This window comes from Sporolactobacillus sp. BBK16-2 (assembly GCF_059878335.1).
The window spans coordinates 2,136,033-2,161,312 of record NZ_CM187611.1; the positions used below are offsets into that span (position 1 = coordinate 2,136,033).

The 25,280-nt window shown below is 44.1% G+C and carries 28 protein-coding genes and 1 pseudogene; 5 read left to right on the forward strand and 24 right to left on the reverse strand.

Annotated elements, in window-relative coordinates; translation table 11 throughout:
- Window positions 1-17: 17 nt before the first annotated feature.
- The 6 genes from grpE to gpr form a co-directional block, all read right to left on the reverse strand.
- Window positions 18-662: a nucleotide exchange factor GrpE gene (gene grpE, locus AC6F33_RS10735; RefSeq protein WP_255745432.1), complete on the reverse strand. Its 645-nt coding sequence runs from the start codon at window positions 660-662 to the stop codon at window positions 18-20.
- 29 nt (window positions 663-691) lie between these two features.
- Window positions 692-1,726 (reverse strand): heat-inducible transcriptional repressor HrcA, encoded by a 1,035-nt coding sequence (hrcA, locus tag AC6F33_RS10740; RefSeq protein WP_480948357.1) that lies wholly within the window; start codon window positions 1,724-1,726, stop codon window positions 692-694.
- A 100-nt stretch (window positions 1,727-1,826) separates the two neighbouring features.
- Window positions 1,827-2,972 carry a radical SAM family heme chaperone HemW gene (gene hemW, locus AC6F33_RS10745; RefSeq protein ID WP_255745436.1) on the reverse strand — a complete coding sequence of 382 codons (1,146 nt, stop codon included), beginning with the start codon at window positions 2,970-2,972 and terminating at the stop codon, window positions 1,827-1,829.
- Window positions 2,962-4,785, reverse strand: coding sequence for a translation elongation factor 4 (gene lepA / locus AC6F33_RS10750; RefSeq protein ID WP_500777084.1), 1,824 nt, complete (start codon window positions 4,783-4,785; stop codon window positions 2,962-2,964). Before lepA ends, hemW begins: the two co-directional genes overlap by 11 nt.
- A gap of 175 nt (window positions 4,786-4,960) precedes the next feature.
- On the reverse strand, window positions 4,961-5,278 hold the full coding sequence (locus AC6F33_RS10755) for a hypothetical protein (protein ID WP_255745440.1): 318 nt from the start codon (window positions 5,276-5,278) through the stop codon (window positions 4,961-4,963).
- Between the two features lie 79 nt (window positions 5,279-5,357).
- Window positions 5,358-6,434, reverse strand: coding sequence for a GPR endopeptidase (gene gpr, locus AC6F33_RS10760; RefSeq protein ID WP_500777085.1), 1,077 nt, complete (start codon window positions 6,432-6,434; stop codon window positions 5,358-5,360).
- 276 nt (window positions 6,435-6,710) lie between these two features.
- Here gpr and rpsT point away from each other — a divergent pair, with 276 nt between their 5' ends.
- Window positions 6,711-6,977, forward strand: coding sequence for a 30S ribosomal protein S20 (gene rpsT, locus AC6F33_RS10765; RefSeq protein ID WP_480948360.1), 267 nt, complete (start codon window positions 6,711-6,713; stop codon window positions 6,975-6,977).
- 132 nt (window positions 6,978-7,109) lie between these two features.
- Here rpsT and holA read toward each other — a convergent pair whose 3' ends face one another.
- The 4 genes and pseudogenes from holA to AC6F33_RS10785 all read right to left on the reverse strand — a co-directional run bounded on the left by holA (window position 7,110) and on the right by AC6F33_RS10785 (window position 12,054).
- Complete coding sequence (gene holA / locus AC6F33_RS10770) at window positions 7,110-8,138, reverse strand: DNA polymerase III subunit delta (RefSeq protein ID WP_255745444.1); 1,029 nt, start codon at window positions 8,136-8,138, stop codon at window positions 7,110-7,112.
- A 330-nt stretch (window positions 8,139-8,468) separates the two neighbouring features.
- Window positions 8,469-10,787, reverse strand: coding sequence for a DNA internalization-related competence protein ComEC/Rec2 (locus tag AC6F33_RS10775; RefSeq protein WP_500777086.1), 2,319 nt, complete (start codon window positions 10,785-10,787; stop codon window positions 8,469-8,471).
- A 74-nt stretch (window positions 10,788-10,861) separates the two neighbouring features.
- A pseudogene (locus AC6F33_RS10780) lies at window positions 10,862-11,323 on the reverse strand (ComE operon protein 2); the annotation flags it as partial.
- Between the two features lie 86 nt (window positions 11,324-11,409).
- A complete protein-coding gene (locus AC6F33_RS10785) occupies window positions 11,410-12,054 on the reverse strand; it encodes a helix-hairpin-helix domain-containing protein (RefSeq protein ID WP_255745447.1) in 645 nt (214 codons plus the stop codon).
- Between the two features lie 99 nt (window positions 12,055-12,153).
- Here AC6F33_RS10785 and comER point away from each other — a divergent pair, with 99 nt between their 5' ends.
- Window positions 12,154-12,984, forward strand: coding sequence for a late competence protein ComER (gene comER, locus AC6F33_RS10790; RefSeq protein WP_255745448.1), 831 nt, complete (start codon window positions 12,154-12,156; stop codon window positions 12,982-12,984).
- 175 nt (window positions 12,985-13,159) lie between these two features.
- On the opposite strand, the gene AC6F33_RS10795 is transcribed toward comER, so the two are convergent.
- The 8 genes from AC6F33_RS10795 to AC6F33_RS10830 form a co-directional block, all read right to left on the reverse strand.
- Window positions 13,160-14,131 carry a DMT family transporter gene (locus AC6F33_RS10795; RefSeq protein WP_255745449.1) on the reverse strand — a complete coding sequence of 324 codons (972 nt, stop codon included), beginning with the start codon at window positions 14,129-14,131 and terminating at the stop codon, window positions 13,160-13,162.
- Between the two features lie 112 nt (window positions 14,132-14,243).
- Complete coding sequence (gene rsfS / locus AC6F33_RS10800) at window positions 14,244-14,597, reverse strand: ribosome silencing factor (protein WP_255745451.1); 354 nt, start codon at window positions 14,595-14,597, stop codon at window positions 14,244-14,246.
- 19 nt (window positions 14,598-14,616) lie between these two features.
- Entirely contained in the window at window positions 14,617-15,186 is a 570-nt protein-coding gene (gene yqeK, locus AC6F33_RS10805; protein ID WP_255745452.1) for a bis(5'-nucleosyl)-tetraphosphatase (symmetrical) YqeK, read from the reverse strand.
- Window positions 15,176-15,757, reverse strand: coding sequence for a nicotinate-nucleotide adenylyltransferase (locus AC6F33_RS10810; RefSeq protein WP_255745454.1), 582 nt, complete (start codon window positions 15,755-15,757; stop codon window positions 15,176-15,178). Before AC6F33_RS10810 ends, yqeK begins: the two co-directional genes overlap by 11 nt.
- 12 nt (window positions 15,758-15,769) lie before the next feature.
- Window positions 15,770-16,066 (reverse strand): ribosome assembly RNA-binding protein YhbY, encoded by a 297-nt coding sequence (yhbY, locus tag AC6F33_RS10815; RefSeq protein WP_480948362.1) that lies wholly within the window; start codon window positions 16,064-16,066, stop codon window positions 15,770-15,772.
- Window positions 16,067-16,092: 26 nt separating this feature from the next.
- The gene (gene aroE, locus AC6F33_RS10820) at window positions 16,093-16,929 is read right to left on the reverse strand and encodes a shikimate dehydrogenase (protein WP_500777087.1); all 837 of its coding nucleotides are present in this window, start codon (window positions 16,927-16,929) and stop codon (window positions 16,093-16,095) included.
- Between the two features lie 6 nt (window positions 16,930-16,935).
- Entirely contained in the window at window positions 16,936-18,036 is a 1,101-nt protein-coding gene (gene yqeH, locus AC6F33_RS10825) for a ribosome biogenesis GTPase YqeH (protein WP_500777088.1), read from the reverse strand.
- 3 nt (window positions 18,037-18,039) lie between these two features.
- A complete protein-coding gene (locus tag AC6F33_RS10830; RefSeq protein ID WP_255745461.1) occupies window positions 18,040-18,585 on the reverse strand; it encodes a YqeG family HAD IIIA-type phosphatase in 546 nt (181 codons plus the stop codon).
- A 547-nt stretch (window positions 18,586-19,132) separates the two neighbouring features.
- On the opposite strand from AC6F33_RS10830, the gene AC6F33_RS10835 reads away from it, so the two are divergent.
- The 3 genes from AC6F33_RS10835 to AC6F33_RS10845 all read left to right on the forward strand — a co-directional run bounded on the left by AC6F33_RS10835 (window position 19,133) and on the right by AC6F33_RS10845 (window position 20,587).
- Window positions 19,133-19,273 carry a sporulation histidine kinase inhibitor Sda gene (locus tag AC6F33_RS10835; protein WP_255745992.1) on the forward strand — a complete coding sequence of 47 codons (141 nt, stop codon included), beginning with the start codon at window positions 19,133-19,135 and terminating at the stop codon, window positions 19,271-19,273.
- Window positions 19,274-19,443: 170 nt separating this feature from the next.
- Complete coding sequence (gene sigK, locus AC6F33_RS10840) at window positions 19,444-20,145, forward strand: RNA polymerase sporulation sigma factor SigK (protein ID WP_255745463.1); 702 nt, start codon at window positions 19,444-19,446, stop codon at window positions 20,143-20,145.
- Between the two features lie 145 nt (window positions 20,146-20,290).
- A complete protein-coding gene (locus AC6F33_RS10845; RefSeq protein ID WP_255745466.1) occupies window positions 20,291-20,587 on the forward strand; it encodes an acylphosphatase in 297 nt (98 codons plus the stop codon).
- Between the two features lie 92 nt (window positions 20,588-20,679).
- On the opposite strand, the gene AC6F33_RS10850 is transcribed toward AC6F33_RS10845, so the two are convergent.
- From AC6F33_RS10850 to AC6F33_RS10875, 6 genes are all read right to left on the reverse strand, one after another.
- On the reverse strand, window positions 20,680-20,835 hold the full coding sequence (locus AC6F33_RS10850; protein ID WP_255745468.1) for a hypothetical protein: 156 nt from the start codon (window positions 20,833-20,835) through the stop codon (window positions 20,680-20,682).
- 206 nt (window positions 20,836-21,041) lie between these two features.
- Window positions 21,042-21,263 carry a YrhC family protein gene (locus AC6F33_RS10855; protein WP_255745469.1) on the reverse strand — a complete coding sequence of 74 codons (222 nt, stop codon included), beginning with the start codon at window positions 21,261-21,263 and terminating at the stop codon, window positions 21,042-21,044.
- A gap of 125 nt (window positions 21,264-21,388) precedes the next feature.
- Entirely contained in the window at window positions 21,389-22,522 is a 1,134-nt protein-coding gene (locus AC6F33_RS10860) for a bifunctional cystathionine gamma-lyase/homocysteine desulfhydrase (RefSeq protein WP_255745471.1), read from the reverse strand.
- A gap of 35 nt (window positions 22,523-22,557) precedes the next feature.
- The gene (locus AC6F33_RS10865) at window positions 22,558-23,472 is read right to left on the reverse strand and encodes a PLP-dependent cysteine synthase family protein (protein WP_255745473.1); all 915 of its coding nucleotides are present in this window, start codon (window positions 23,470-23,472) and stop codon (window positions 22,558-22,560) included.
- Window positions 23,473-23,698: 226 nt separating this feature from the next.
- On the reverse strand, window positions 23,699-24,397 hold the full coding sequence (gene mtnN / locus AC6F33_RS10870; RefSeq protein WP_255745476.1) for a 5'-methylthioadenosine/S-adenosylhomocysteine nucleosidase: 699 nt from the start codon (window positions 24,395-24,397) through the stop codon (window positions 23,699-23,701).
- 19 nt (window positions 24,398-24,416) lie between these two features.
- A complete protein-coding gene (locus AC6F33_RS10875) occupies window positions 24,417-25,058 on the reverse strand; it encodes a class I SAM-dependent DNA methyltransferase (protein WP_500777089.1) in 642 nt (213 codons plus the stop codon).
- Window positions 25,059-25,280 lie beyond the last annotated feature (222 nt).

Here is a 25,280-nt window from a genome sequence, read left to right on the forward strand (position 1 = left end):
AGTTTGAACCGTCTAAATCAAGAGCTGACCTTCACCATTGCCGGACGTATCACTCGGCCATTAAGTGTATAGCCCGCTTGAAGCACCTGTATAACTGTGCCTGATTCATGCTCGCCGCTTTCTTCCTGCATCACTGCTTGATGTACGTTGGGATCAAACGGGTGATGCAAAGAAGGAATTTCTTCAACGCCTTCTTTTTTAAGCGCGCTTTCCAATTTCGACAAAACCATTTCCATTCCCTTTTTTAAAGCCTGAGCATCTTCAGACACAGCTTCGACTGCAAGTGCACGTTGAAAATTATCAAGCGTCTCAAGCATATCAGAGACAAGTTCCTGAGCCCTGAACTTGCGTGCATCTGCTTTTTCTTTGCTCGTGCGTTTACGAAAATTATCAAAGTCTGCTTGCGTTCTGAGCCGCTGATTCGTCGCTTCGTCTGCTTGCTTTTTCAGCTTATCAATTTCCGCTGTCTGCTCAGCAATTTTCTTCAAGAGCACATCAGTATCCGGAGTGGCTTTGTCAGTACTCTCGGCGTCAGCACTTTTCGGATCACCTGCGGAATTGGCCGCCGCAGCTTCGGCGGTTTCACCCTCAGTCTGCTTTTTTTTCATTTCTTCTGTTTCTTCGTTTGTTTTGTTTGTTTCTTTATTTGCCTGCTCTGTCATAGGCTCACCTCCTGAAAGTAATGAAAGAACTAGCGATCATGCCGCTCTTGTTTATTAAGATTCTCGGTCAGCAATTTGGAAACCATGTCAATCAGTGTGATAACACGCGGATATGCCATTCGTTTCGGGCCGATCACCGCGACCGTTCCTAGGTGCTCGCCTCCGACCGAATAGGTAGTCGTAATCAAGCTGCAGTCCTCAATGCCATTCAGTTTATTCTCGCGTCCTATGCGAATATGCAAGCCATTGGACGGCATACTCATTAATTCGCGAATGAGCTCTTTTCCTTCAAGCACGTCTAGAAGCGGTATGATTTTATCAACATCCTGAAATTCCGGCTGAGCCAGCATATTGTTTTTTCCGCTATAAAAAATCTGCTCCGGATCACTAATCGTAAGACTGTTATTCAACAAAGTCATGACGCGCTTGTAATCACGAACATGCTCGCGAAGCACACCGGAAATCTCAGCATTCAAACGGCTTTGGAGTTGATATAGCGGCACCATGTTCAGCTTGTCATTCAAAATATTGACTATTTTTTCAATATCATCCGCATTGATTGATTTGGGGATTGCAACGACTCGATTTTCCACATGGCCGGTATCGGTTACGATAATCAGAACAGCTTGATTCTGATTGAGCTTAACCATCTGAATGTGTTTCAGCTTCATTTCCAAAAGTTCGGGACCAAGCATGATCGCCGTGTAATTCGTGAATTCGGAAAGAATCTTAGCCGTCACACGAATCAGTTCCTCGGTCTCGGAAAGTCTCTCATGATAGGCATGACGTATATTTCCAAGCTCGTCATCGGAAAGCAAGACCGGCGACAACAAATGATCAACATAAAAACGATAACCCTTTTCCGACGGCACTCTCCCGGAGGAGAGATGTGTTTTCTCAAGATAACCCATCTCTTCCAGATCTGCCAGTTCGTTTCTGATCGTTGCCGGGCTGAATGTGACATCTTCCCTCTTAGCAATGGATCGCGAACCGACCGGCTCTGCAGAGACAACATAGTCATTAACCAATAATTGCAGCAAAAACAATTGACGATCAGTTAACATCTCATGGATCACCTCTGTTAGCACTCGTTCTTCCTGAGTGCTAATTCTACATTAAAATTTACCAACTTCGTTCCTGTTTGTCAAATGTTTTAGGACATTCTTAAGAAATTAAAAAGGCTTCAAAAACATTGTTTCCTAAAAAAACACCTTTTTGAGTCAATGCGAGCCGGTCGTCCCGCTCATGAAGCAGGCCCTGTGCCTTTAATTGTTCTATTTCTTTGCCATATATTTGCTCAATCGGTCGACCGAATTTTTCATTGAAGTGTTCGATACTGACGCCTCTCATAAGACGAAGTCCGAGAAACATTTCTTCCTCCATTTTCTCAGTAACTGTTACTTCATGCTCGGAGACTCTCGCGTTCCCTTGTTCACGAACATGCTCAATATACTTTTTCACCGGGCCGGCATTGGCATAGCGAACACCCTTCCAATACCCATGTGCACCCGCTCCAATACCGTAATATTCTTCATTGTGCCAGTACATTGAATTATGAATACCTTCATAACCCGGCTTTGCAAAATTACTGATCTCATAATGATGAAGTCCATGTTTCTCAAGCTCCAAGATAATTTGACCGTACATGTCGGCTTCAATATCTTCTCCGGGCAGCTTCAGACTTCCGCTTTTCATTCGATTATAAAAAATAGTTTTCGGCTCAAGCTGGAGCGAATAAATCGATATATGCGGTGTTCCAAGGCTTAAAGCGCGTTCCAGTGACTCATGCAGAACGGTTTCAGTCTGTCCCGGCAGTGCAAACATCAAGTCAAGTGTAATATTATCAAATCCATGTTCTTGTGCAAGCCGAATTGCATTCTCCGCATCTTTTGCTTCATGCGCCCTGCCGATTTTCTTCAGCAGGTGATTGTCAAAGGTTTGGACACCGACACTGAGCCGAGTGACACCAAATCGTTTCATAATCTCCAGTTTCGCTTCATTTAAGCTCTCCGGATTCGCTTCAACCGTAAATTCTTTAATCGACGGACTCATTAAATAGTGTTTAATATCAATAAAAAGCCGTTCAAATTGTTTTTCATTAAGTGCGGTCGGTGTGCCACCGCCAATATAGATGGTCTCAGGCAGCCCGTCCGCTCCATAGCTCCGCATTTCCAAAGCGAGTGCGTCCAAGTAATCGTCAACCGGCTGATTTTTCATAAACACCTTATTAAAATCGCAGTAATAACAAATGTGGTCGCAAAAGGGGATATGGATATATGCCCCGCGTCGCACCTGGCGGTTAATCATCATGACTCATCCGGAACACAGACATGAACGCTTCCTGCGGTACTTCGACACTGCCGACCGCTTTCATCCGTTTCTTGCCTGCTTTTTGTTTCTCAAGCAGCTTGCGCTTACGTGACACATCGCCGCCGTAGCACTTAGCGAGCACATTTTTTCGAAGGGCTTTGATCGTTGATCGAGAAATGATCTTCTGACCAATCGCCGCCTGAATCGGCACTTCAAATTGCTGGCGCGGAATCAATTCTTTCAACTTTTCAACAATCGTTTTGCCGCGGTCATAAGCGAATTCTTGATGCACGACAACCGAGAGCGCATCCACTTTTTCACCGTTGAGCAAAATATCCATTTTCAACAAATCACTCACGCGATAGCCGTCCATCTCGTAATCCAGCGAGGCGTAGCCTTTCGTGCTTGATTTAAGGATATCAAAAAAGTCGTACATAATCTCAGAAAGCGGCAGATCATAAATCACATTCGTTCGATTGGCATCGAGATATTCCATTGTTTGGAATTCCCCACGTTTTCTTTGACAAAGCTCCATAATGGCACCAACGTAGTCATTCGGTGTCATTATTGTTGCCTTGACATAAGGTTCTTCAACCTCAGCTATGTATTTGCGCTCCGGCATTTCCGATGGATTACCCACGCGTACACTAGAGCCATCAGTTAATTTAACATTATAAATAACACTTGGTGCTGTCGCGATCAAATCAATGTTGAATTCGCGTTCCAATCGTTCCTGAACAATATCCATATGCAGCAATCCGAGAAATCCGCAACGGAAGCCAAAACCGAGTGCTTCTGATGTTTCCGGTTCGTACTGCAACGCGGAGTCGTTCAATTCAAGTCGACCGAGCGCCTCTCTCAGATCTTCATATCGAGCCGTATCAATCGGATACAGTCCGCAGTACACCATTGGGTTCATCTTACGATAGCCTGGCAGTGGCTTGTCCGCGGGGTGCTCAGCATGCGTCACCGTATCGCCCACTTGCGTATCATGAACGGACTTTATAGAAGCTGTAAGGAAGCCAACGTCTCCAACGGATAATTCTTCGCGATTTTCAATCTTCGGCGTCGAAACACCGACCTCCAGTACCTCGAATGTTTTTCCGTTCGCCATCATTTTAATTTGATCGCCGACACGAACGGTTCCTTCGACGACACGGATATACACGACAACACCGCGATACGCATCATAGAGCGAGTCAAAGATCAGCGCTTGAAGCGGCGCATCCGGATCACCGGCCGGCGCAGGAATTTTTTCAATAATTTGAGCGAGAATTTCATCTGTTCCAATCCCGGTTTTTGCTGACGCAAGGACCGCATCGGATGCATCGAGACCAATCACATCTTCTATTTCCTGTTTCACTCGGTCAGGGTCGGCATTCGGCAGATCAATTTTATTAATAACCGGGATAATCTCCAGGTTGTTTTCTAAAGCAAGATAGACATTCGCCAAGGTCTGCGCCTCAACGCCTTGCGCTGCATCCACAACAAGCAGCGCACCTTCGCATGCGGCAAGGCTTCGTGAGACTTCATAAGAAAAGTCGACATGCCCTGGCGTGTCGATTAAATGAAAGATGTACGTCTCGCCGTCTGGCGCTGTATAATTTAATTCAACCGCGTTCAGCTTGATTGTAATTCCGCGTTCACGTTCAAGATCCATCGCGTCTAGCGTCTGCGCCTTCATTTCTCTTTGCGTAAGCGCTTGTGTCGCTTCCAATATACGATCGGCCAATGTTGACTTGCCATGATCGATATGAGCGATGATTGAAAAATTACGGATCCGCGATTGACGCGTTCCTTGTTTCTCTGACATAATTGTTCCTCCTGCTTCCAAAAAACATCACTTAATCTCGATTATATCAATCCCGAAGGAACGTTTCAATGAAGAACCCAAAAGCTTACATCAGCTGAGTTTCTCTTGAGGCAAAGCTTCTGATAAAATGAAAAACCGGTCAGGATTCCCGACCGGTTCGGCATGCAGATTATTATCATGAAACAAAGATTTGGATCAAGCCGTCAACAAACGCTGCAAGCGCACTGACTCCCCACAAGAAAAACCGCTGCACTTTATCGGACAACGAATATCCTTTTTGTTCAGAGATACCATTGACCTCTTCACTTTTCGCAGGATTTGGTAAAGAATCCAATTTATTTTGAGGAATCACAATTTGTTGTTCATGGCTAGCCGTACTCGTTGTTTCAGCCGTCTGGGGCTGCTGCGCGTCGCGAACGGTTACCGCACCGTAAAGTCCGCATATGAGAAGCACCAACAATACGACAAAACATTCAATAACAAAGCGTTTCATTTGTTCGCCGCTCCCTTCGCCTTAGGGCTTGTCCTTTGTTCGTTGCTTCATCTTATGCCGGATCGCAGCAAATCATGTATTAATGTGTAAAATGTCCAACATTCTTTTGATTCACCTGATGATGCAGGGCTGCGTTCAATCCTTCAGCGATCACATTGCCCATTTTTTCAATAAAAAAGTCAACTTCTTTTGGTGTCACCATCATCTGAGTTCCGCTCGCCCCAAGCGCTTCGCGAATCAATTGTGCTTTTTCTTCTTCGCTCAGCGTGCCGACCATGCCAAGGAATGCCGCACGCTTCTCCTTACTTGGCAAATTTAATTTTTTGTAATCTACTTTTTCTCCAAAAGACATCCAAGAAGGCGCAAGCGACTTAGATGGCTTTGTATCGCTCATTTCCCGTTCAAAGTGGCGAAGAAGCAGATCAAGTGAATCGCTCGTTATCGTTACCGCATCAACGACAGTCGGTACGCCAATTGCGATCACCGGAATTCCTAAAGTCTGCATACTCAATTCTTTACGATTGTTGCCGACTCCCGAACCAGGATGAATTCCGCTGTCAGCAACTTGAATCGTCGTATTTACCCGCTCAATCGCGCGTGCCGCCAACGCATCAACTGCGATCACAAAGTCGGGTTTTGTTTTCTCAATGACGCCAAGAATAATATCGCTTGTCTCGATACCGGTCACGCCCATTACCCCAGGAGTTAAGGCGCTGACAGGACGATAGCCGGGCTGGACATTTTCCGGCTGAAGATCAAACAGATGCTTAGTAACAAGGACATTCTGCACGACACTCGGCCCCAGTGCATCAGGGGTGACCTTCCCATTTCCTAAGCCGACAAGGAGACAGCTTGCATCGTCCGCGATAGACAGTTGCTTCAGAAATTGAGCAAAGTACTTAGCGAACACTCGCTCCATCTTCCCCTCAATTTCCGTATCCGCCGAGCGAAGCTCCTGGGCCTCAAAGGTCAAGTAAGTTCCCGGTTTTTTATTCATTGCCGCAGCAGCCTGCCGATCAATAGTCATCGAAGTAACTTTTATACCGGATTCCTTTTTTTCTTCGCTGTGCAGACCTTGTATTGCCGGCCTTTTCTCGCTTTCTTCAATCGCCAGGTCAGTACGGACCGCAAACTGTTTGACGTCCAAATTACCCATAGGTTAAAGTCTCCTTTACTTTTGCTAAAATTAACGAGCAGATGATGAAGTCGCGTAGATCGACATTTAATATCTTTTAAAAGGATGTTCATTTGTGCTTTTTTCATTCATTCATTGCAAAAGGCTGTAGCCTTTGATACAATACAGTTTGTCAGAATGAATCTCTGCTCATAGGAATAGAGGCTTTATCAGCCTATCGTTTATTTATATAGGAACGTGATTATTTCGGCGGAGTTAGTATGATGACCGGGAATTCATGATTTGGAGGTGAATCGAATGCCAAATATTAAATCAGCAATTAAACGTGTAAAAACGAGCGAAGCGAACCGTCAGCACAATGTGCAATACAGATCCGCAATGCGCACAGCGATTAAATCATTCAACACTAAGGTTGAAGAAAAAGATGTTGAAGGCGCAAAGGTCGCTTTTGTTGCTGCAACGAAGAAGGTCGACAAAGCAGCAACTAAAGGCTTGATCCATAAAAATAAAGCTGCTCATGAAAAATCAAGACTGTCCAAGAAATTGAACGGTTTAGACGCCTGATTATTAAAACTCTTGCTCAGCAAGACTTTAGTGCAGACAGAAGAATTGGCGCAGGTGCACCTGCGCCAATTCTTCTGTCTCTTTATTTATTAAAACGGCTTGCTTGAAAAAGCAGGCCGTTTTTGTTGTTTATTAAGCTGTTTTCGTAGAGATATCGACGATTAACAGCTCAAGCGCCAGCACTTTATCTGCTTGTCCTGTCTTGATCTTAAAGTCCGTTTCCGAGCATTTTTCGAGCGCATGCTGCAGCACTAGGGCATCAAAAAGCCGTGTCTGCTCCAATGCCAATTTTACTGCGTAGGGATGAACACCGATTTTACCAGCAATATTATTCTGAGTATAACCTGCTTTCTGATAATATCCTGCCTGATAGACAATACGAAACTGCCGTTCCAAAAGGGCAAGCAGCTTCAAGGGTTCCTCTTTCATTCGCACAAGCTCATGAAGCAATTGCAATGCTTCGGCCGTTTTTCTATGCATGACTTGATTTACAAGCAGAAAGACATTTGTTTCAAGCGATTTTGACCCAATCTCCTCAACCACCTGTGCATCAATCGGTCGATCTGCGCCGCAATAAAGCGCGCATTTGCCAACCTCATTAGCAAGCTGGCCAAGGTGCGGACCAATCGCAGCCATTAACTGTTCATGTCCTGCCTTCGTATACCTTGCACCATGTTGAGCGGCAACATTTTCAAGAATGGCGAAGAGCGTCGTATCCGTTAAGTGAGACAGTTCATAAACAACTGCTGTTTTTTCAAGCTTCTTTACAATTTTTTTTCGCCGGTCCAATTTTTCATAAGGGGCGATAACCATCAACACCGTACTTTCAGCGGGATGTTCCATGTATTGTTCCAAACGGTCAATTTTTTGTTCCATCTTCGTTTTTGTTCGTTCACCGGTCAAAAAGTAGGCATTATCCATGATTACAACTTTCTTTTCGCCGAAAAACGGAATCGTTTCCGCATCTTCTACTGCATGTTCAAGCGGGACCTCAGTCATATCATATCTTGAATAGTTGAAATCACGTTCCTCGTCGTTTAGTGCCTCTTTTGTAATGTTGCTCTTCATCAATTGGATGAGAAAATCCTGTGTCCCGAACAACAGATATACCGGTGCAAGGGGCTTGCTGATTGATAAGTTTGCTGATTTAGGCACTGCCATCTATGTAATCATCCTTTGTCTGCGAATTATCCGGAGCTTGAGAAGTGACGCTCGCATATCTTTACTTTACCGTCCGGTTGCCCTATTGACAAGCTTCTTCTTTTACACGGCCTTTGATTGAAAGACCGCGATACGCATTGTTTTCTTTCCGAACGTAAAAAGAAAGCGGCTGAAAGCCGCTTTCTAAATATATATGAACGCCGACAAACGAAACCTAGGACAACGCTTGTCAGGCGATATACATTACTCTCTCTAGGTTATCCTATGAGCGAAAAAAGTATGGGTGACAGCGGACAACTTTCAAATAAAAAAGGTGGTAATCAGGGTAAATTATGGTGAACCGGCATGTTCCCAAATGATCACTTGTTGTTGATTAAACCAGAACCGGATTGCCCCCAATTGATCTGTACGCAGTACACGGACACTGTGTTCACTCAGCTTCTCAATGACCTCTTGGTGAGGATGTCCATAACGATTCCCTTTTCCGCTTGAAATAATTCCGACCGTCGGACTAAGATGAGTGAGCCATTCCTCAGATGTCGACGTTCGGCTGCCATGATGACCGAGCTTGAGCACATCAGCATCTATATGCGGATAACGTTCAAGCAGCTCTTTTTCACCAGTTTGGCTTAGGTCACCGGTAAATATCCACTCCTTGCCTCCTAACGTTACATGAAAAACAACTGAATTATCATTGCTCTCCTTTGATTGTCTACTTGGCGAAAGCACATGAAACGCGGCATTCCCCATTTTCATTGTCATACCCGAATGAAGATCATTAATCGTCGTCCCATCATGTACCATCAATTCGAAAAGGGCACGATCCTTGGCGTTTGGGTTATGATACGGACTGATCAGCAATTGATGAATCGCTATTTTCCCAGCGATTCCTTTCAATCCTTCGACATGGTCGGCATCGCGATGTGTTAATACGAGAGCCTCAAGGTGAGTGGCTCTCAAAGCGAGCAGTTCGCGCAAAACGACATCTCTTCCGACTTCGAACGGTCGGTTGCGCTCACGCCATTTTTCTTGTCCAAATTCAATCGTTCCTCCGGTATCAATCAGTACATTGCCTCCGTTATGAGGCAATCGAATCAAAATACTATCCCCTTGCCCGACATCAAGAAAGGTGACGGAACCGCGGGTATCCAGCTGATCGGTAGTCCATACCATTCCATAAATAAGAAAAAATGGAACAAGCAGTGCGAAAACCGATTGAATCGAGCGGAAATACTCCCAGACAATGAGGGTTATGAAAATTAAAACCACGGATATTCCGATTTGCCAGCCGGATAATGCGCCATAGGTTAATTGCATAGGCATATGACGTGACAAATAGAGTAAAAATTGGTGAGGAACAAAAAGAAGAGTATCTACAGTATATGAAAAAAATCCGGAAAGATCGGAGAACAATAATGTGATGAAATAACCAACGGCACAGAGAGGCAAAATAACAAAGGTAATGAATGGAACGAAAAAGATGCTGAGCAGAATGCCCGCAAGAGAAAGCTGATAGAAGTTCGGCACAATAATCGGAAAAGTCGCGAGTTCGCAAATCAACGAGAGAACAATCATGCGCAGCATAGGCGATTGATACGATCGGATAACCATTGGACCGGCAATTAAAACGACAAAGGTAACTGTGAAAGAAAGCTGAAAGCCTAAATCATACACGACACTTGGATCATAAAAAACCATCAGCAAACATGCAATGGAGATCGAGTCGGAAACGGGCAGTTTCCGCTTCTTCATTAATGTGAAAAGCAGTACACAGCCAGCCGTTATTCCGGAACGCACGATTGACGGCTCAGCGCCTGTGATCACAACATACATGGGAAGCAGTATAAGAATCAGCAATGAAGCATGTTCGCGTACCATGCCTATTCGCCTGAGCAGATAGAATAAAGTGCCGAACACCACAGCGACATGCATACCTGAAACAACAAGCAGATGAACGAGGCCAAACATCCTATAAGCATCCGACAAATCGGCATCCATCTGATCATCTGTTCCCAGCAGCAAGGCATTCATCATCTCTGCAGTTGTTGATGTAAAGTGTGCAGAAATAAATGTGACCTGATTTTGGCGAATGCGTCGAAGCCAATCGAGAATCGACAGATCAGTATCACTGTAGCTGGGAATCTGAGCAGCCTTCATCCGCCAAAAAATGTGATGCCTCTCAAGGTACAAACGCTGATTAAAGGCATGAAAATTACTGGGCTGTTCAGGTCTTTCAAGTTTTCCCGTCACTCGGCACTTCATGCCGGTTTTCAATTCACGTATCAATAAACGCTTTTGTTCCTTCGTCGCAAGCCTTACATCAACCATAATAGACTCGCCTTGATTCGTCTTCATCTTGAAATGAAGGCGATCACCATCAAATTGAGGAAGGTCAGTAATCCTGCCATGCAAAACTTGCTGGCGATCCGACAAAACGGTATCATTCTTTTGAAAAAAGACGAGATCAATTTTTATGATCAAAAAGATGAGCAGAAGAATACCGAAAAGTTGATACTTTCTCAAAGCAATTAGGTAAAGTTCATATGCGATAAACAGAGCTGCTGGAACGATTGGATTCGCACTTAGAAATGTCCATGCTGCCAGACATCCCGACACCGCAAGTAAATGCCATTTACCGGAAACCGGCATCTCGACCCAGCTTTCTCAAGATTACGATATAAAGTTCAACACTGAACAAAGTCAGATCCCTCCGATCATCGGATTTCTTCTTTCTTTGCCACCTTCAGTTCAATAAAATTGTCAAAAGGCACTTTTTTAACCGTTACATGAGCTGCCTCAAACAGTTCCTTCGCATAAGGATGATTTTTGTAATCCTTTGCAAAGTAAACGCTTTTTATTCCTGCTTGAATAATCGCTTTACAGCACTGGACACATGGATAATGCGTCACATAAATTTCCGCATCTTCTGTCCGTTCACCGAATTTCGCGCACTGTAAAATCGCGTTCATTTCCGCGTGAATGGTACGTGCACAATGCCCGTCGATCATATAACATCCCTCATCCGTACAATGCGCGCCGCCGGCAATCGAGCCATTATAACCGCCGGCAATAATTCTCTTGTCGCGTACAATGGTCGCTCCGACAACCAGCCTCGTGCATGTACTCCGCGACGCAAGCAAATGGCTTTGTGCCATAAAATATTGATCCCAAGAAAGTCTCTCCATCCGTTAACATCCTCCTGAATTAATAGCCTGTCCCTATTGTATCAGAATCTGCCCATTCTCCGCTGAGACATTTATCAAATGTTTGTTCATTGAAGCGATATATTCGGTTTCATTTTTTCAAGCGACTTGTCGCCAATACCGGAAACATTGGTCAATTCATCAACACTCTTAAAAGGACCATGTTCCTCGCGATAGTGAATAATTGCTTTAGCTTTTGCTGGTCCCACTCCCGGGAGATTCTGCATCGTCTGTTCATCAGCTGTATTCACATGAACCATTTCCCCGCTTTCCTGCTTTTCCGTCACATTCCCGGTCGATTCCACCAAGACATTCGGCTCTTTTTCTCCTTGCTTCGGAACATAAATGACCATCTCGTCAGTGAGCTTCTGAGCCAGATTAACTTTGTCACGGTCCGCCTGCTTACTGAATCCTCCTGCCTGCTCAATTGCATCGATCACTCGGTCCGTCGTTTGGACATGGTAGATGCCTGGTTCGCGCACTGCCCCTTTTACATCAATAATGAATTCTTCAACCCGTTCAGGCTCTTGCTTGGTTTTTTCGACGGCCTGACTCTTTGAATCCGCCGATCCGGATAATAATTGTTCGCTTTTCTCTAGCTCCGCTTCAGTTTCGTTTTTTGCTTGGTGCTGGTAAAAAAACCAAAGTACAAGCAGTACCGCAACGGCTAAGACGATCAGTCCTATTTTCTTTTTCATCCATCGTATACTCAAACCAATTCCTCCCAGTTATAGTTGGTGTCAGTCATATTCCGTCGGCTCAATACATAGGTTCAATAAGGATACACTGAAGAGATATTGGGGTGGAGAAAAATGAGGATCGGCATGATTGGAACAGGGAATATGGGCGCGCTGCTTGTCGACGCGCTGGTAAAAAGCAAGGCGATAAAGCCTAAATTTATTACCGTGATGAATCGAACAAAAAAGAAAGCCTTAGATCTGGCAGAAAAGCACCACCGATTGTCGGTCAGCGAATCGCCAATTAACGTTCTCCAAAATGCAGATATTGTGTTCCTTTGTGTAAAACCCGGCCAGTTTTACACCTTACTGGAATCATTACGCGGATCTTGGCATCCGGGTCAGATCGCCGTCTCAATCACGAGCCCGATTTCCGTGAATCAGCTCGAACAGATGATTCCCTGCCAAGTAGCACGTGTTATTCCCAGCATTGTCAATCAAAGCCTTTCGGGCAGTTCACTTGTCACGTTCGGATCAAGTATGACCGATCTTTCGAAAAACAAACTTTGGGCTATTCTCTCTCAATTTTCTCATCCGATCGAAATTGATGAAGAGAATATACGAGCTGCTTCAGACCTGTCCAGCTGCGGACCTGCGTTTCTTTCTTTTTTACTGCAAAAAATGATCGACGGAGCCGTAAGTGCGACATCACTCTCCAGAAAGCAGGCGACGCAGCTAACGACAGAAATGATTGAAGGGCTGGGCAAACTTTTTGAGGAGCAAACCTATACGCTTGAAGAATTGCAGAAAAAAGTGACGGTAAAAGGTGGTGTAACGGGTGTTGGCTTAGATATTTTAGAACAAGGGTATCAGGATGTTTTTGAAAAGCTGTTCACAGAAACGCAGAAAAAATTTATTGAAGATAAAGCAGCAGTGAATGAAACATTTGAGGGAGAGAAGAGCTAACTTGAGACCAATAATAATTACTTCTCCACTGCGATCACATTTCCTTCTTTTAAAAAAAATTAAGTTAGGCCAACATGTTCCGTACTTTTGAGCAGCTCTTTGATTCATCAGCAGTCACAGCAAAAAAGATCCAAACCAACGTTCAGCGATGAATGATCGGTTCAGATCTTTTCGTTTATTCATGTGCCTCTGCCGCCTGCATCGGCACATCCGAAGGCCTTGAAAATAGGCTGTGCAGGATCATACCTGCCATAATAACCAGCATACCAAGCCATGAAATAAGCGACGGCAAAGGTGCTGATAAAAGGACAAGTTCACCGAGTACGGTAAACAATACCTCCATTGATTGTGTCGCTTCAACGGCCGCTAATTGCTGCATGTTCCCGCGTACAAGATCAGTTGCTGAAAAGAAAAGGATCGTCGCGATAACTCCTGAACTGATCGCAACAATTAATGATTGAATAACTTGAGTTTGGCTTGGTCTGCCAACTGATACCGCGCCATATACCGCAAGGATCAGCCAAAACGGCATGCTCGCCAGTGTCATACCGAAAACACGCTGATAAGTATCAAGCCGATCGCCGCACACATCCATCATTTTTCGATTGCCAAGAGGATAAGCAAAAGCAGCAATGACAACCGGAACAACAGCCAAAAGCGCAGTACTTGCAGAAAGACCGCTCGTCTGCTCCACTTGAAGAAGCATAATACCAATTAAAATAATCAGAGACAAAAAAAGACCTTTAATCGGAATGCGTCCTCTTACACGGATCACTCCTGCTGTCGTCTGTACCGTCTCATAAAACAAAGGAGCAAGCAAAGAACCGGCAATAATCGTAAACTGCCAGGTTCCGGCGATCAGCCATCCTGGCGCAAAGCTTGCCGAAAAACAAAGCGGTGCATAAAACATACCAAAACCAACAGAGCTCCATACGACCCAGCGCACCCAATCTGATTTCATCTCACGCAGCACTTGCATAAAGTTGCCGCGCAAAAGGACAAGCAGTGCAAGGAATGGAAGCATGAAAAAATAACGCAAGGCGCCGCTCCATATCCAGCTTCCCCCGGACAGCTCCATCGAATGGTTGAAAATAAAGGCGGCTGCGAAGAAAAAAGCAGCAGACACGCCGAGCAGTATCGCTTTCAATGCTCTCCTCCTCATTCCAATTCATGTGGTCATTTTAGCTTTGAACAACATGCTTCTTTAAATAATTATGTAAAAGAAAATGTGGAGACAGTATCTCCACGTTAATTTTAGTTTACGAAGGCTTTTTTTCTAATGTATATAACGGGGCGTCTCCCCATAATTTTTCCAATTGATAGTAATCGCGTTCATCTCTATGGAAGACATGAGCAATGACGTCACCAAGATCAATCAGTACCCATCGAGCCTGATCATAACCCTCCATTCGGTGAACCTCAATGCCGTTTTCCAGTGCAGCTTTTCGAAGCGCCATTGAAATGGCTTGTACTTGTTTGTCAGAATCACCATGACAGATAATAAAGTAATCCGCCATAATTGAGATTCCCTGCATTTTTAAAATGACAAGATCCTGAGCCTTTTTGTCATCCGCTGTTTCCGCGAGATATTTAACCCATTCTTCACTATTCATTCAGTCACCTCATTGATTTTTAGTTTATTTGTTCCTGTACGAGATCATTATATGCTTCAAAGGTCTTCGGATAGACACTTTGCTGTTTACTCAGTAGATGTGTAATGGTCTTCTGTAATTCCAGGAGAACAGCATGATCCAAGTCTTGTTTTGCAGCTTCCCTAACCTCATCAACTCCTGGAAAATCACGATTCGGTTCAATGTAATCGGCCAGAAAGATAATTTTCTCCAAAAGGGTCATCTGCTTGCGCCCCGTCGTATGATAAATCATCGCATTTAAAAGATCGGAATCGTTAACGCCATACTGTTCTTGTACATAAATGGCTCCGGCTGGCGCGTGCCACAATTTGTCCGAATACTTGAGACAATCGCTCCACGTTCCTGGTTTGCGCAAAATCATTGATTTCAATTCATCATCCGAGAAATATTTGACAATGTCGTGCAACATTCCGGCTAAACGCGCTTTCTCCTCATCACCGCCGTATTTTTTTGCAAGTTCTCCTGCTGTTTGCGAAACACCAACGGAATGTATATAGCGTTTTTCGGGAAGAATCTCTTTAATTGTCTTCTTTGCCTCATCAATCTTCATAAAGTCCTCGCTCCTTTATGTAGTTTATGACTGCATCCTTAATAAAGTAGCGGCATGACCGCCCTGACTTCAATCGTTCGCGTAAGAAACTCGAGGATAAGTCCACTTTCGGCATATCAATGTAGTGTACATCGGCAAAATCAGGATGGGCCTCAGGATAGCCTGGCCGCTTAAAAGCAATAAAAGAGGTCAGTCTGCACAATTCATCAACTTGATGCCACGTCGGAAGATCATCCACCATATCTGCACCGAGAATGAAGTAAAAATCATCATCAGGATAAGTTTTCTTCAAACCGCGAAATGTATCCACGGTATAAGACTTTCCCTTTCGCTCAAGTTCTGCTGTGCAAACAGCAAATTGTTCGTTATCCATGATTGACAGCCGCACCATATCTGCCCGCTGCTTAGCACTGGCACGCGCCTTTTTCTCATGAACATGCGGCGGTTGATAGCTTGGTAAAAACCAAACCTGATCCAGTTCGCATGCTTCGAGTGCCTCCTCGGCAATCAATAAGTGCATTAGATGCGGCGGATCGAATGTGCCGCCGAATATACCAATTCTTTTATTCATCTGGGCGGCATCCTACTTGTTCGGAATGTCGATCCGCTTGTGCTCTTTAGACGGCCGATAAAGAACCGCCGTATGGCCGATCACCTGAACAAGTTCTGAATCGGTGCGCTGGCTTATTTCGCTGCCTGCTTCAGCAGGATCTTCAAATGTATTTTGCAAAAATTGTACTTTAATGAGTTCGCGTTTCTCAAGTACATGATCAATTTCATCTATGAATTGATCATGTACACCAGTTTTCCCAACTTGAAAAATCGGTTTAAGCGGGTGGGCAAGCTTTTTTAAAAACTTTCGTTGATTATTGCTCAGCATACTTTTTTTATTCCTCCATTATTCACTCAATTCAAATACTTATGAATGAGATGTTCTTCCATTTTTTTCGTCTCAGGGACGAATCCGTTCCATTTTTCAAAGGCAAGTGCACCTTGATAGACCAGCATTGGCAAGCCGTTCATCACAGAGTAGCCGTGGTGTTCTGCATCTTGAAGAAACGCTGTCCTTCTCGGCTGATAGATGAGATCCGCGAAAAGCGTATCGCTTCGTGCTCCATCTAAGCAAATGAACGGATGATTCTCATGTATATCGAAACCAATCGGTGTTGTATTGATCACCACTTTATAGCGATCCAGTTGCAGCTCAGCCTGTTTAAAGGTCAGCGGCACGGATTGCGCATATACGCTACACGCAGTGCTCAGCTTAACCGCCTTATCAAATGTTCGATTAGCGATATCAACACGCGTGCCGATTGCCCTTGCTAGTGTCAAAGCGACTGACCGTGCAGCTCCTCCAGCACCAATTATGAGAATGGACGGATGCTGACCGGACAATTCCGGAAAGTGCTGTTTCAATCCCTCAAGAAAACCGGCTCCATCTGTATTATACCCGATTAGCCGATCATCTGAGCAAACAACGGTGTTCACCGCCCCGATCTCCTTGGCAGCCTCATCCACAGTGTCAAGCAGAGGCAGAATCGCTGTTTTTAACGGGTATGTGACGTTAAATCCCTTAATACCTGATTTTTTTAGTCGAGAAACCGCCTGATCCAAGTTTTCCAGTTCAACCAAATGTGTCTGATAATGCGCGGAAATATCATATTGCTTGAACCAATAGTTATGCATGGCCGGTGAAAGGCTGTGCGTAACCGGTGCTCCGATCAGACCATACGTATCATTCATTTTCGCTTACCCCTTTATGACCGACTCACGCAAGGATACGCCAATCCCTTTCGGAGCGTAGGCAGAGACTCTGGCTCCTTTGCCCTTAATCGTGATCCACCCTAGTCCGGAAAAAACGACATCGGAATCAAAGTCGTCGGTACGAAAATCATAACGTGTCATGGCTGGAAGCTCTGTTCCCTCACTAGGCGGAGCCAGCAGATGTCCAAATTGTCTTTCATATAAATCATCTGCTTGCTCTGTCTTTGTCCGATGGATAGGAAGTGAACCGGCGCAATAGACAATCAGAGATCTTCTGCCCGGAGCAATGTAATCAATACGCGCAATGCCGCCTAGGAATAGGGTCTGATTTTCGTTGAGCTGATAGACCTTCGGCTTCACTTCTTTAGCCGGCATCACATTCTTATAATCACGCGCGTCCACAAAATGTGCGACTTGATGATCGTTAACAACTCCAGGGGTATCGTAGAGACTGCAGCCGTCATCCAGCGGAATCTCTATAAAGTCCAAGGTTGTTCCAGGAAATCTCGATGTCGTAATCGCCGAATCCCCGGAACCAAGATTTTGAATCAAGTGATTAATAAAAGTCGACTTGCCTACATTTGTCGCACCGACAACGTAAACGTCACGCCCGTTGCGATAGTAGTCAATGTTTGAAGCGACTTCGTCCAGTCCATGATTCTTTCCTGCGCTCATTAAAAGTACATCCACCGGCTTTAATCCTTGCTCATGCGCAGAACGCCGCATCCAGCTGGTTAATTTATTCGGATTCGTTGATTTTGGAAATAAATCATGCTTATTTCCGACAAGAAGTACCGGATTATGGCCGACAAAGCGCTGCAGACCAGTGACCCAGCTTCCGGCAATATCGAAGAGATCAACCAAATAAACGACAAGTGCATCCTTCTCAGCAATGCGAGAAAGCATGTTCAAAAAGTCGTCTCCATTCAATGAAACATCTTGAATTTCATTATAATGAGTTAACCGAAAGCAGCGCTGACAGACAACTGGTTCATGCTGAAGTGCACTGCTCGGTGCATAGCCGAGTTCATCTGGCTCTGTTGTTTGAATCTTCACACCGCAGCCTGCACAAAAAAGTTCACTCACGTCTCATTCCTCCCATTTGAGCCAGCCTTTGCGCCTCATTAGCGAAAAAATAAAGCGCTCCAAATGACGATTCATTTTGGTTGCCCAACCATCAGTAGAAGCAATAGGCGTTACTAAAATTGTGTGTGCACCCACTTGATTGCCGCCCCAAACATCCGTCATCAATTGATCCCCGACAACAACCATCTGGTCTCTTGTCACATTCATGATTTTCATCGCGCGTCTGAATGCAAAAGGGAGCGGTTTTCGCGCCCTGTAAATATACGAAACGCCGGCGGAATTTGAGAACAGCTTGACCCGTTTCTCACTATTGTTTGACAGAATCATAACCGAAATTCCCGCTTTTTCCAGTGATGAAAACCAACGTACCAGTTGCGGAGTTACGTCGCTTTCATTCCAGGCAATAAGTGTATTGTCCAGATCCGTGACTAGTGCTTTGATTCCTCTCTGTTTCAGCTTATCCGGCTTGATATCTAAAATTGTTTCTACATGTTCCTCAGGCAAAAATTTTCTCAACACTGAATTAGCCACCTCATATTCTGATCTCATTTTCCCACAAGTTGCCGATTTTACCAAGTCCTAAATCATAAATGTTCCATTCATAAGCAACTTATTCATGTGTTTTCCATTCACTCACCTATCATTTGGAATATTATTCTAATAAAAATAGGATAATTGATCATTCTATGACTAACATCGGCAAATTAGATCCTAAATATTTCGACAAAAGCTGACAACAATTATTTTGTGGATAATTTTGTCCACATTATTCACCGACTAATGCCTACATTTTCATCATGTTACCCACACGAAATGCACAGCTTATCCACTATTGTTGTGGATAAAGATCGAATTGTTACGGAACAAGGAACATGTTAGAGTGAACTTATGAATTTTAATCGACTCATTAAAGCCATCAAATGATCTGGTAACGGTTGACATACAGATTAAGTTTGCGGTGAGCTGTTGATCTCGGTCATTTGATAACCGACAATCAATACCGAAACATAATCCCTTATTTATCAATGATTTGAGTTAAATCTTATGAGACTAATGGTCGAACGGAAAGGAGATGAGAAACCGGTAACGGTTGACAATGGACAAACTTTCTGATGCTTTACTTATTGAATCTTATACAAAGGCAAAGCAATATAAATTAAGCGAGGATTTTATTCAATTAATTGAGGCAGAGATCGATCGCCGCAGCTTGAGCAAACATACGAAGCAGACAAGCTGAGCTCGTGATAGCCATGATCTGCACAATCTTTTAATTTGGCCCCATATTTATTAACGAAATGAAAAATTCCTTTGGCCTTTTTTCCAGTCGGACAGACACAGGACATGGCAACTGCCCATAGACTAAAAGACAGCGAAGAAAAATCACATCTCCCGGAGGAGTGAAAAGTCATGCTGTCAATTGTCGGTGGCGTTGCCTATTTATTTAAGAATGTCTGGTTGCTCGTATCTTATGTAAAAAACAATGCCTTTCCACAACCGCTTTCTGAGGAAGAGGAGGCCAAATGCCTTGAGCTGATGGCCCAAGGTGATGAGGAGGCACGCAATAAGCTGATTGAGCACAATCTACGGCTTGTCGCACATATTGTAAAAAAATTTGATAATACCAAAGAAGACACAGATGACTTGATATCCATTGGTTCGATTGGATTAATAAAAGCCATCAATAGCTATTCAAGCGGTAAAGGAACCAAATTGGCAACATACGCCGCCCGCTGTATCGAAAATCAGATACTCATGCATCTTCGAGGATTAAAGAAGACGAAAAAAGATGTATCGTTAAATGATCCGATTGGGCAAGACAAGGAAGGAAACACAATCAGCTTAATTGATATTTTGAAATCCAGAAATAAAGATGTTGTTGATGAAATATCACTTAATCTTGAAACGAAAAAGATCTATGGGGCTTTGCATATTCTCGATCCTCGTGAACGCGAAGTCATCATTGATCGATTTGGACTTAATAACCAGGATGAACTGACGCAAAGGGAAATTGCAAAAAAATTAGCGATCTCCCGCAGCTATGTATCACGTATAGAAAAACGTGCGTTAATGAAGCTGTTCCACGAAATCTATCGAAACCCGAACCATTGACTCAACACAAAACAAATAAACAAAGAGCATTCACACACACGAATACTCGATTCAATGGTACACTTAAACTAGGATAGTTCAGAATAAGGATCAGAATCGAGGAATTATGATGAACGAATCGCATAAAACAAGAGGCTTGCACCTGATGGGCGAGCCGGAAGAAATCAAAAGCGTACACATGATGGTCAAGGGAAGAGTACAAGCTGTCGGCTTCCGCTATTTCACGTGGCAGACTGCCAATGTTTATCGAATATCCGGTTGGGTGCGCAATCGTGACGATGGCAGTGTCGAAATTGCTGCTGAAGGTGAAAAATCAGATATTCAGCAATTTGTGAAAACGATAAAAAAGGGAAGTCCTTTCTCACGTATTAAAGACGTGGACATATATGAATATGAAACACCGAAAAATTACATGCAATTTGAAATTAAAAATTCCGATTGATAAATCCAATCATCAATCAAATCAGCAGTAAGGAGATCATCCTGCGTCCTCTCCTTGCTGTTTTTTTATCGCCAGCAGGTCATTTAGAATCCTCAGAGTAGAAAGGTGCCGCCGCACTGCCGATCCAGAATGATCTCGTGTGCTTTGTCCATACGCAGACAATGTCTTGCTGCCTTCACCGCATGATCAACCTTCAGCGACTTCCATTCCAGAGTTACAGCCAATTTATGAATATGAAAACGGATCATTTCATTGCCCCCCTAAGCATTTCTTATCAATAACCTTATTTTATCTTTTACTTTGATCCGTTTCGCCAGACTGCTGAATGGTATCTGTCTCCTGCCAAGGTCTGAATTTATCTCAGTCTGAACGTAAAACTCCTCCTGACTCCCTATAAGAAAAAACCGCTGAGCGATCAAATTAGATCGTTCAGCAGTTCGGATAGTGCACTGCATTATAATTGTTCTTTCAGTTTAGACGATCTCCAGTAGAAAAAGAATGAGAATACCAAGAATAGAAAACTAGAGCCGGCGAGAAGTTCAAGCTTCCATTCAATCTCGCTGTAGCTCGGAATCAATGTTCCGCTATAGAGAAACGTGCTGAGAAACAAGCACAGCATGCCGATCCTCCGGCAATCGATCATTTTGTCTTGAATCATTTTCTGCTGTTCTTCCATGTTCATCCCTCCGTCACTAGATTACTATAACATGAGATGAAAACGAGAAGTTCAGGTAGTTTCTGACAAAAGCAAGACAATGTTCTGCGAAGAATAGAGAGCATTGCTTTGGAGCAAATGTGCTCTCAGTTTAGTGCTTGCTCTAAATCCTCGATCAGATCCTCAATATCCTCGATGCCGACGGAGAGACGGATTAATCCATCGGTAATACCCAGTTCATCACGACGCGGCTTAGGAATCGAAGCGTGCGTCATTTTTGCCGGAACAGAAATTAAGCTTTCGACCGCGCCTAAACTTTCCGCCAATGTAAAGTAATGCGTTTTAGCAAGTATTTGATTTACCGCTGCCTCATCTCCAACATCAAATGAAATCATGCCACCAAACCCTGACGCCTGCTTTGCAGCAAGTGCATGACCCGGATGAGTCTCAAGTCCCGGATAATAAACCTTTTTGACTTTCGGATGTGATTGAAGAAACTTTGCAATCTGATTTGCATTCTTTTCAATCTGCTCCATCCTCAGGCCAAGTGTTTTAATCCCTCTTACGAGCAGCCAGGCATCTTGTGGACCGGGTACAGCACCAACTGAGTTTTGAACAAAATAGAGTCGTTCAGCCAGTTCGTCAGACGCCACTGCAACCAATCCCGCAACAACATCACTATGACCGCCAATGTATTTTGTAGCGCTGTGCAGAACAACATCGGCTCCGAGGTCCAAAGGATGCTGCCAATAGGGTGTTGCAAAGGTATTGTCAACAATTAATAACAGATCATGCTGATGAGCGATTTCCGCTGCTTTGCGAATATCCGTCACCTTCAGCAATGGATTAGTAGGCGTTTCAAGATAAAGGGCTTTTGTCTTATCAGTAATTGCTTTTTCAATGTTTTCCGGGATGCTCGTATCAACGAATGTTGCAGAAATACCTAACCTTTTAAATACCTTATCAATGACGCGGAATGTCCCGCCATATACATCATCCGTAATTATGAGATGGTCACCGCTGTTTAAAAGCATGAGTACTGAAGATATAGCTGCCATACCTGATCCGAACGCAAATCCTGCTTTCCCATGCTCCAACTCTTGAATCAAGACTTCAAGTGCATGCCGTGTCGGGTTTCCGGAACGCGAATAATCATAACCTTTTGTTTTTCCTACTTCTTCTTGTTTATAAGTACTTGTTTGGTAAATCGGGACAGTAACACTGCCCGTAGACTCATCTCCAAAAATGCCTGCGTGAATCACTTGTGTCTTTGGTCTCATACGTAAACCCTCCGGTTTCTTTTCTAAGTATATGATTAATCGTAAATGTGTTCGCTGAAATAACGTTCGCTGGAGTCGGGAAAAATGACGACAATGTTTGTTCCTGATTCTGATTTTTCGGCCTCCAGCAAAGCTGCGTGTAATGCTGATCCTGAGGAACTTCCAATCAGTAAACCTTCCAGTTGTGCCGCTTCCTTAAGTCGTCGAAAAGCATCCTCATCGCTAACTGTATAAATTTCATCAAAATACTTGGTTTTAACGAAAGAAGGAATAAACTCCATTCCAATGCCCTCCGTACGATGCGCTGCAGGCTTGCCTCCGTTCAAAATGGATCCCTCGGGTTCGACGACGATTGTTTTCACATCAGGATTTTTCATTTTCAAATAGTCCGCTGTTCCTGTAAATGTCCCACCGGTTCCTGCTCCGGCAACAAGCACATCCACTTTCCCATTCAGGTCGTTCCAAATCTCAGGTCCAAGCGTTTCGAAGTAAGCACTCGGGTTGTCTGGATTGGCAAACTGATTTGGGCAATAGCCTCCTGCAATTGAGCGCTCAAGCTCACGTGCCTTTGCGACAGCACCGGTCATTCCCTGATCGGTCGGTGTCTGAACAATACGCGCACCGAGCGCTTTCATCAGAATCTGTTTTTCCGCACTGAACTTTTCAGGAACGCAGAAAATGACGTTAATTCCTTTCCCCACAGCAGCAAGCGCCAGACCGATACCTGTATTTCCTGCCGTAGGTTCAATCAAGGTTCCGCCCGGTTTAAGTTTCCCGGTCCGTAACGCTTCTCGGATCAGCTTTTCGCCTAAACGATCCTTCACGCTGCCCCCGGGATTAAAATACTCGCATTTTGCATAGAGCCGCACCCCGTCCGGTAACGGAAATGCATGCAGTCCGACCAGCGGCGTCTTGCCTACCAGTTCATGAACACTTTCGAACACTGCCATAACCTACTCTCCCTATCTTCGGGTCACAAGGTCAGGATCAAGCACAGATTTCTTTCAACCAGCCTTGTAAACCAACATTTTTTTTACCATTTTCTTTGCTTCGACACGGTCGTTCTTTACATCCCAGCCGCACGGACAACAGTTGGCAGCCGGAGCATATGATGTATTTACTTCGGTAGGCCAAGAGTGAATGCTCTGTGCATTTATCTTCTTGCTAACAGTCATATTATGCCAGCTCCTTAATAATTGAAAGCGTGAATTCAGCCGAATGCTTCGCGGCGGTCTTTAAAAATTGGTCAAACGAGAGATTAGAATCCTTGCCGGCAATATCCGAGAGTGATCGAATGATTAGAAACGGTACACCGAACTGATAGCACACTTGAGCAATTGCTGCTGCCTCCATCTCGACAGCTTTTAATTGCGGAAAGGTTGCTTTAACATTGTGAATGCGCTCAGGATCAGCCATAAATGAGTCTCCAGAACCGATCTGCCCCTCAACAATCTGATGCCCTAAACGAACAGCAGCAGAAGCGGCAAGCGCTGCCTTGACTAATTTACTATTCGGTTGAAATTCAGGCGGCATGCCTGGAATTTGTCCCGCCGCATAGCCGAAGGCAGTTGCATCAGCATCATGATGAACGACTGATGAGGAGATCACGACATCGCCAATGTTAAGGTTAATATCCGTTCCGCCCGCCGATCCTGTATTGATGACTGCGGTCGGATGATAGTGATCAATGAGCAGTGTTGTGCCGAGTGCTGCACTCACCTTGCCAATACCGGACTGCAGCAGAACTGCCTCCGTTCCGTTAAGTAGTCCTTTATAAAAACGACAGCCGGCAATTTCATTCTGCTCGACTCCGTCCATGCGTTCTTTAAGTAGTGCGACTTCTTCTTCCATCGCTCCGATGATTCCTAATGTCACAACTGGATCCTCCTGAGACTCATTCTTTTTTTTCGGCGACAATCAGCCATGCGAATCGGTTTAATTGCTTAAAACAGGGCACAAAGTGGTGCTTGCGAAATGCAGTGTAGAGCGTTCCGCGCAGCGGATAATATTCTGTGCGCAAATCCTTAAGCAGGTGGGTATATCCATTCATATTTGCCCAGCGATGCACCTTTTTCTTCTCAAGTTCACTGTCAAAAAGTGTATCTGCAAACACTATTCTACCATTAAACGGGAGCAGACGGCTATAGCTCTCAATGGCCTGATCTTTCTCGTCATCGGTCAAGTGATGAAATGCAAATGAACTTACAATCGTATTAATCGTATGCTTTGGAATTGGAAAATCGAGAAAGTCACCATCTGATACATTAAGCTGTGGAATCTTTTCAATGGCCTTTTGCCGCATCTTCTCAGAAGGTTCAATTCCAGTCACGTCCAATCCTCGTTTTATTAATTTCTGTGTTAAATTACCGGTACCAACGCCAAATTCAAGTACTGAACCACGGGCATGCTCAGCGACCTCTTCAAGAATCCGATCATAATCTTTGAAAACTTCCTGGTACTCTAGATCTCCTCCTGAAACAGAACGATCGTAATCATCTGCCCAATCCTCAAATGTATGAATAAATTCGCGTCCCATGCGCTATTACCTCCCATACTGTTTGAAAACATTATATTCATATAACATTAGTATGGATTATAAAAGTCAATGTCACTAAACTAGCACAAATCGTTAAAATCTTCAACAATAAAACATTATATAACAAGGCAATCTGTTGATTGAATCAACAGGACTTCTATCGCAGGGATCTCAAACCTGCCCGCTTGATTCCCATTTAATGTTTCTAAAAAAAAGGATGTC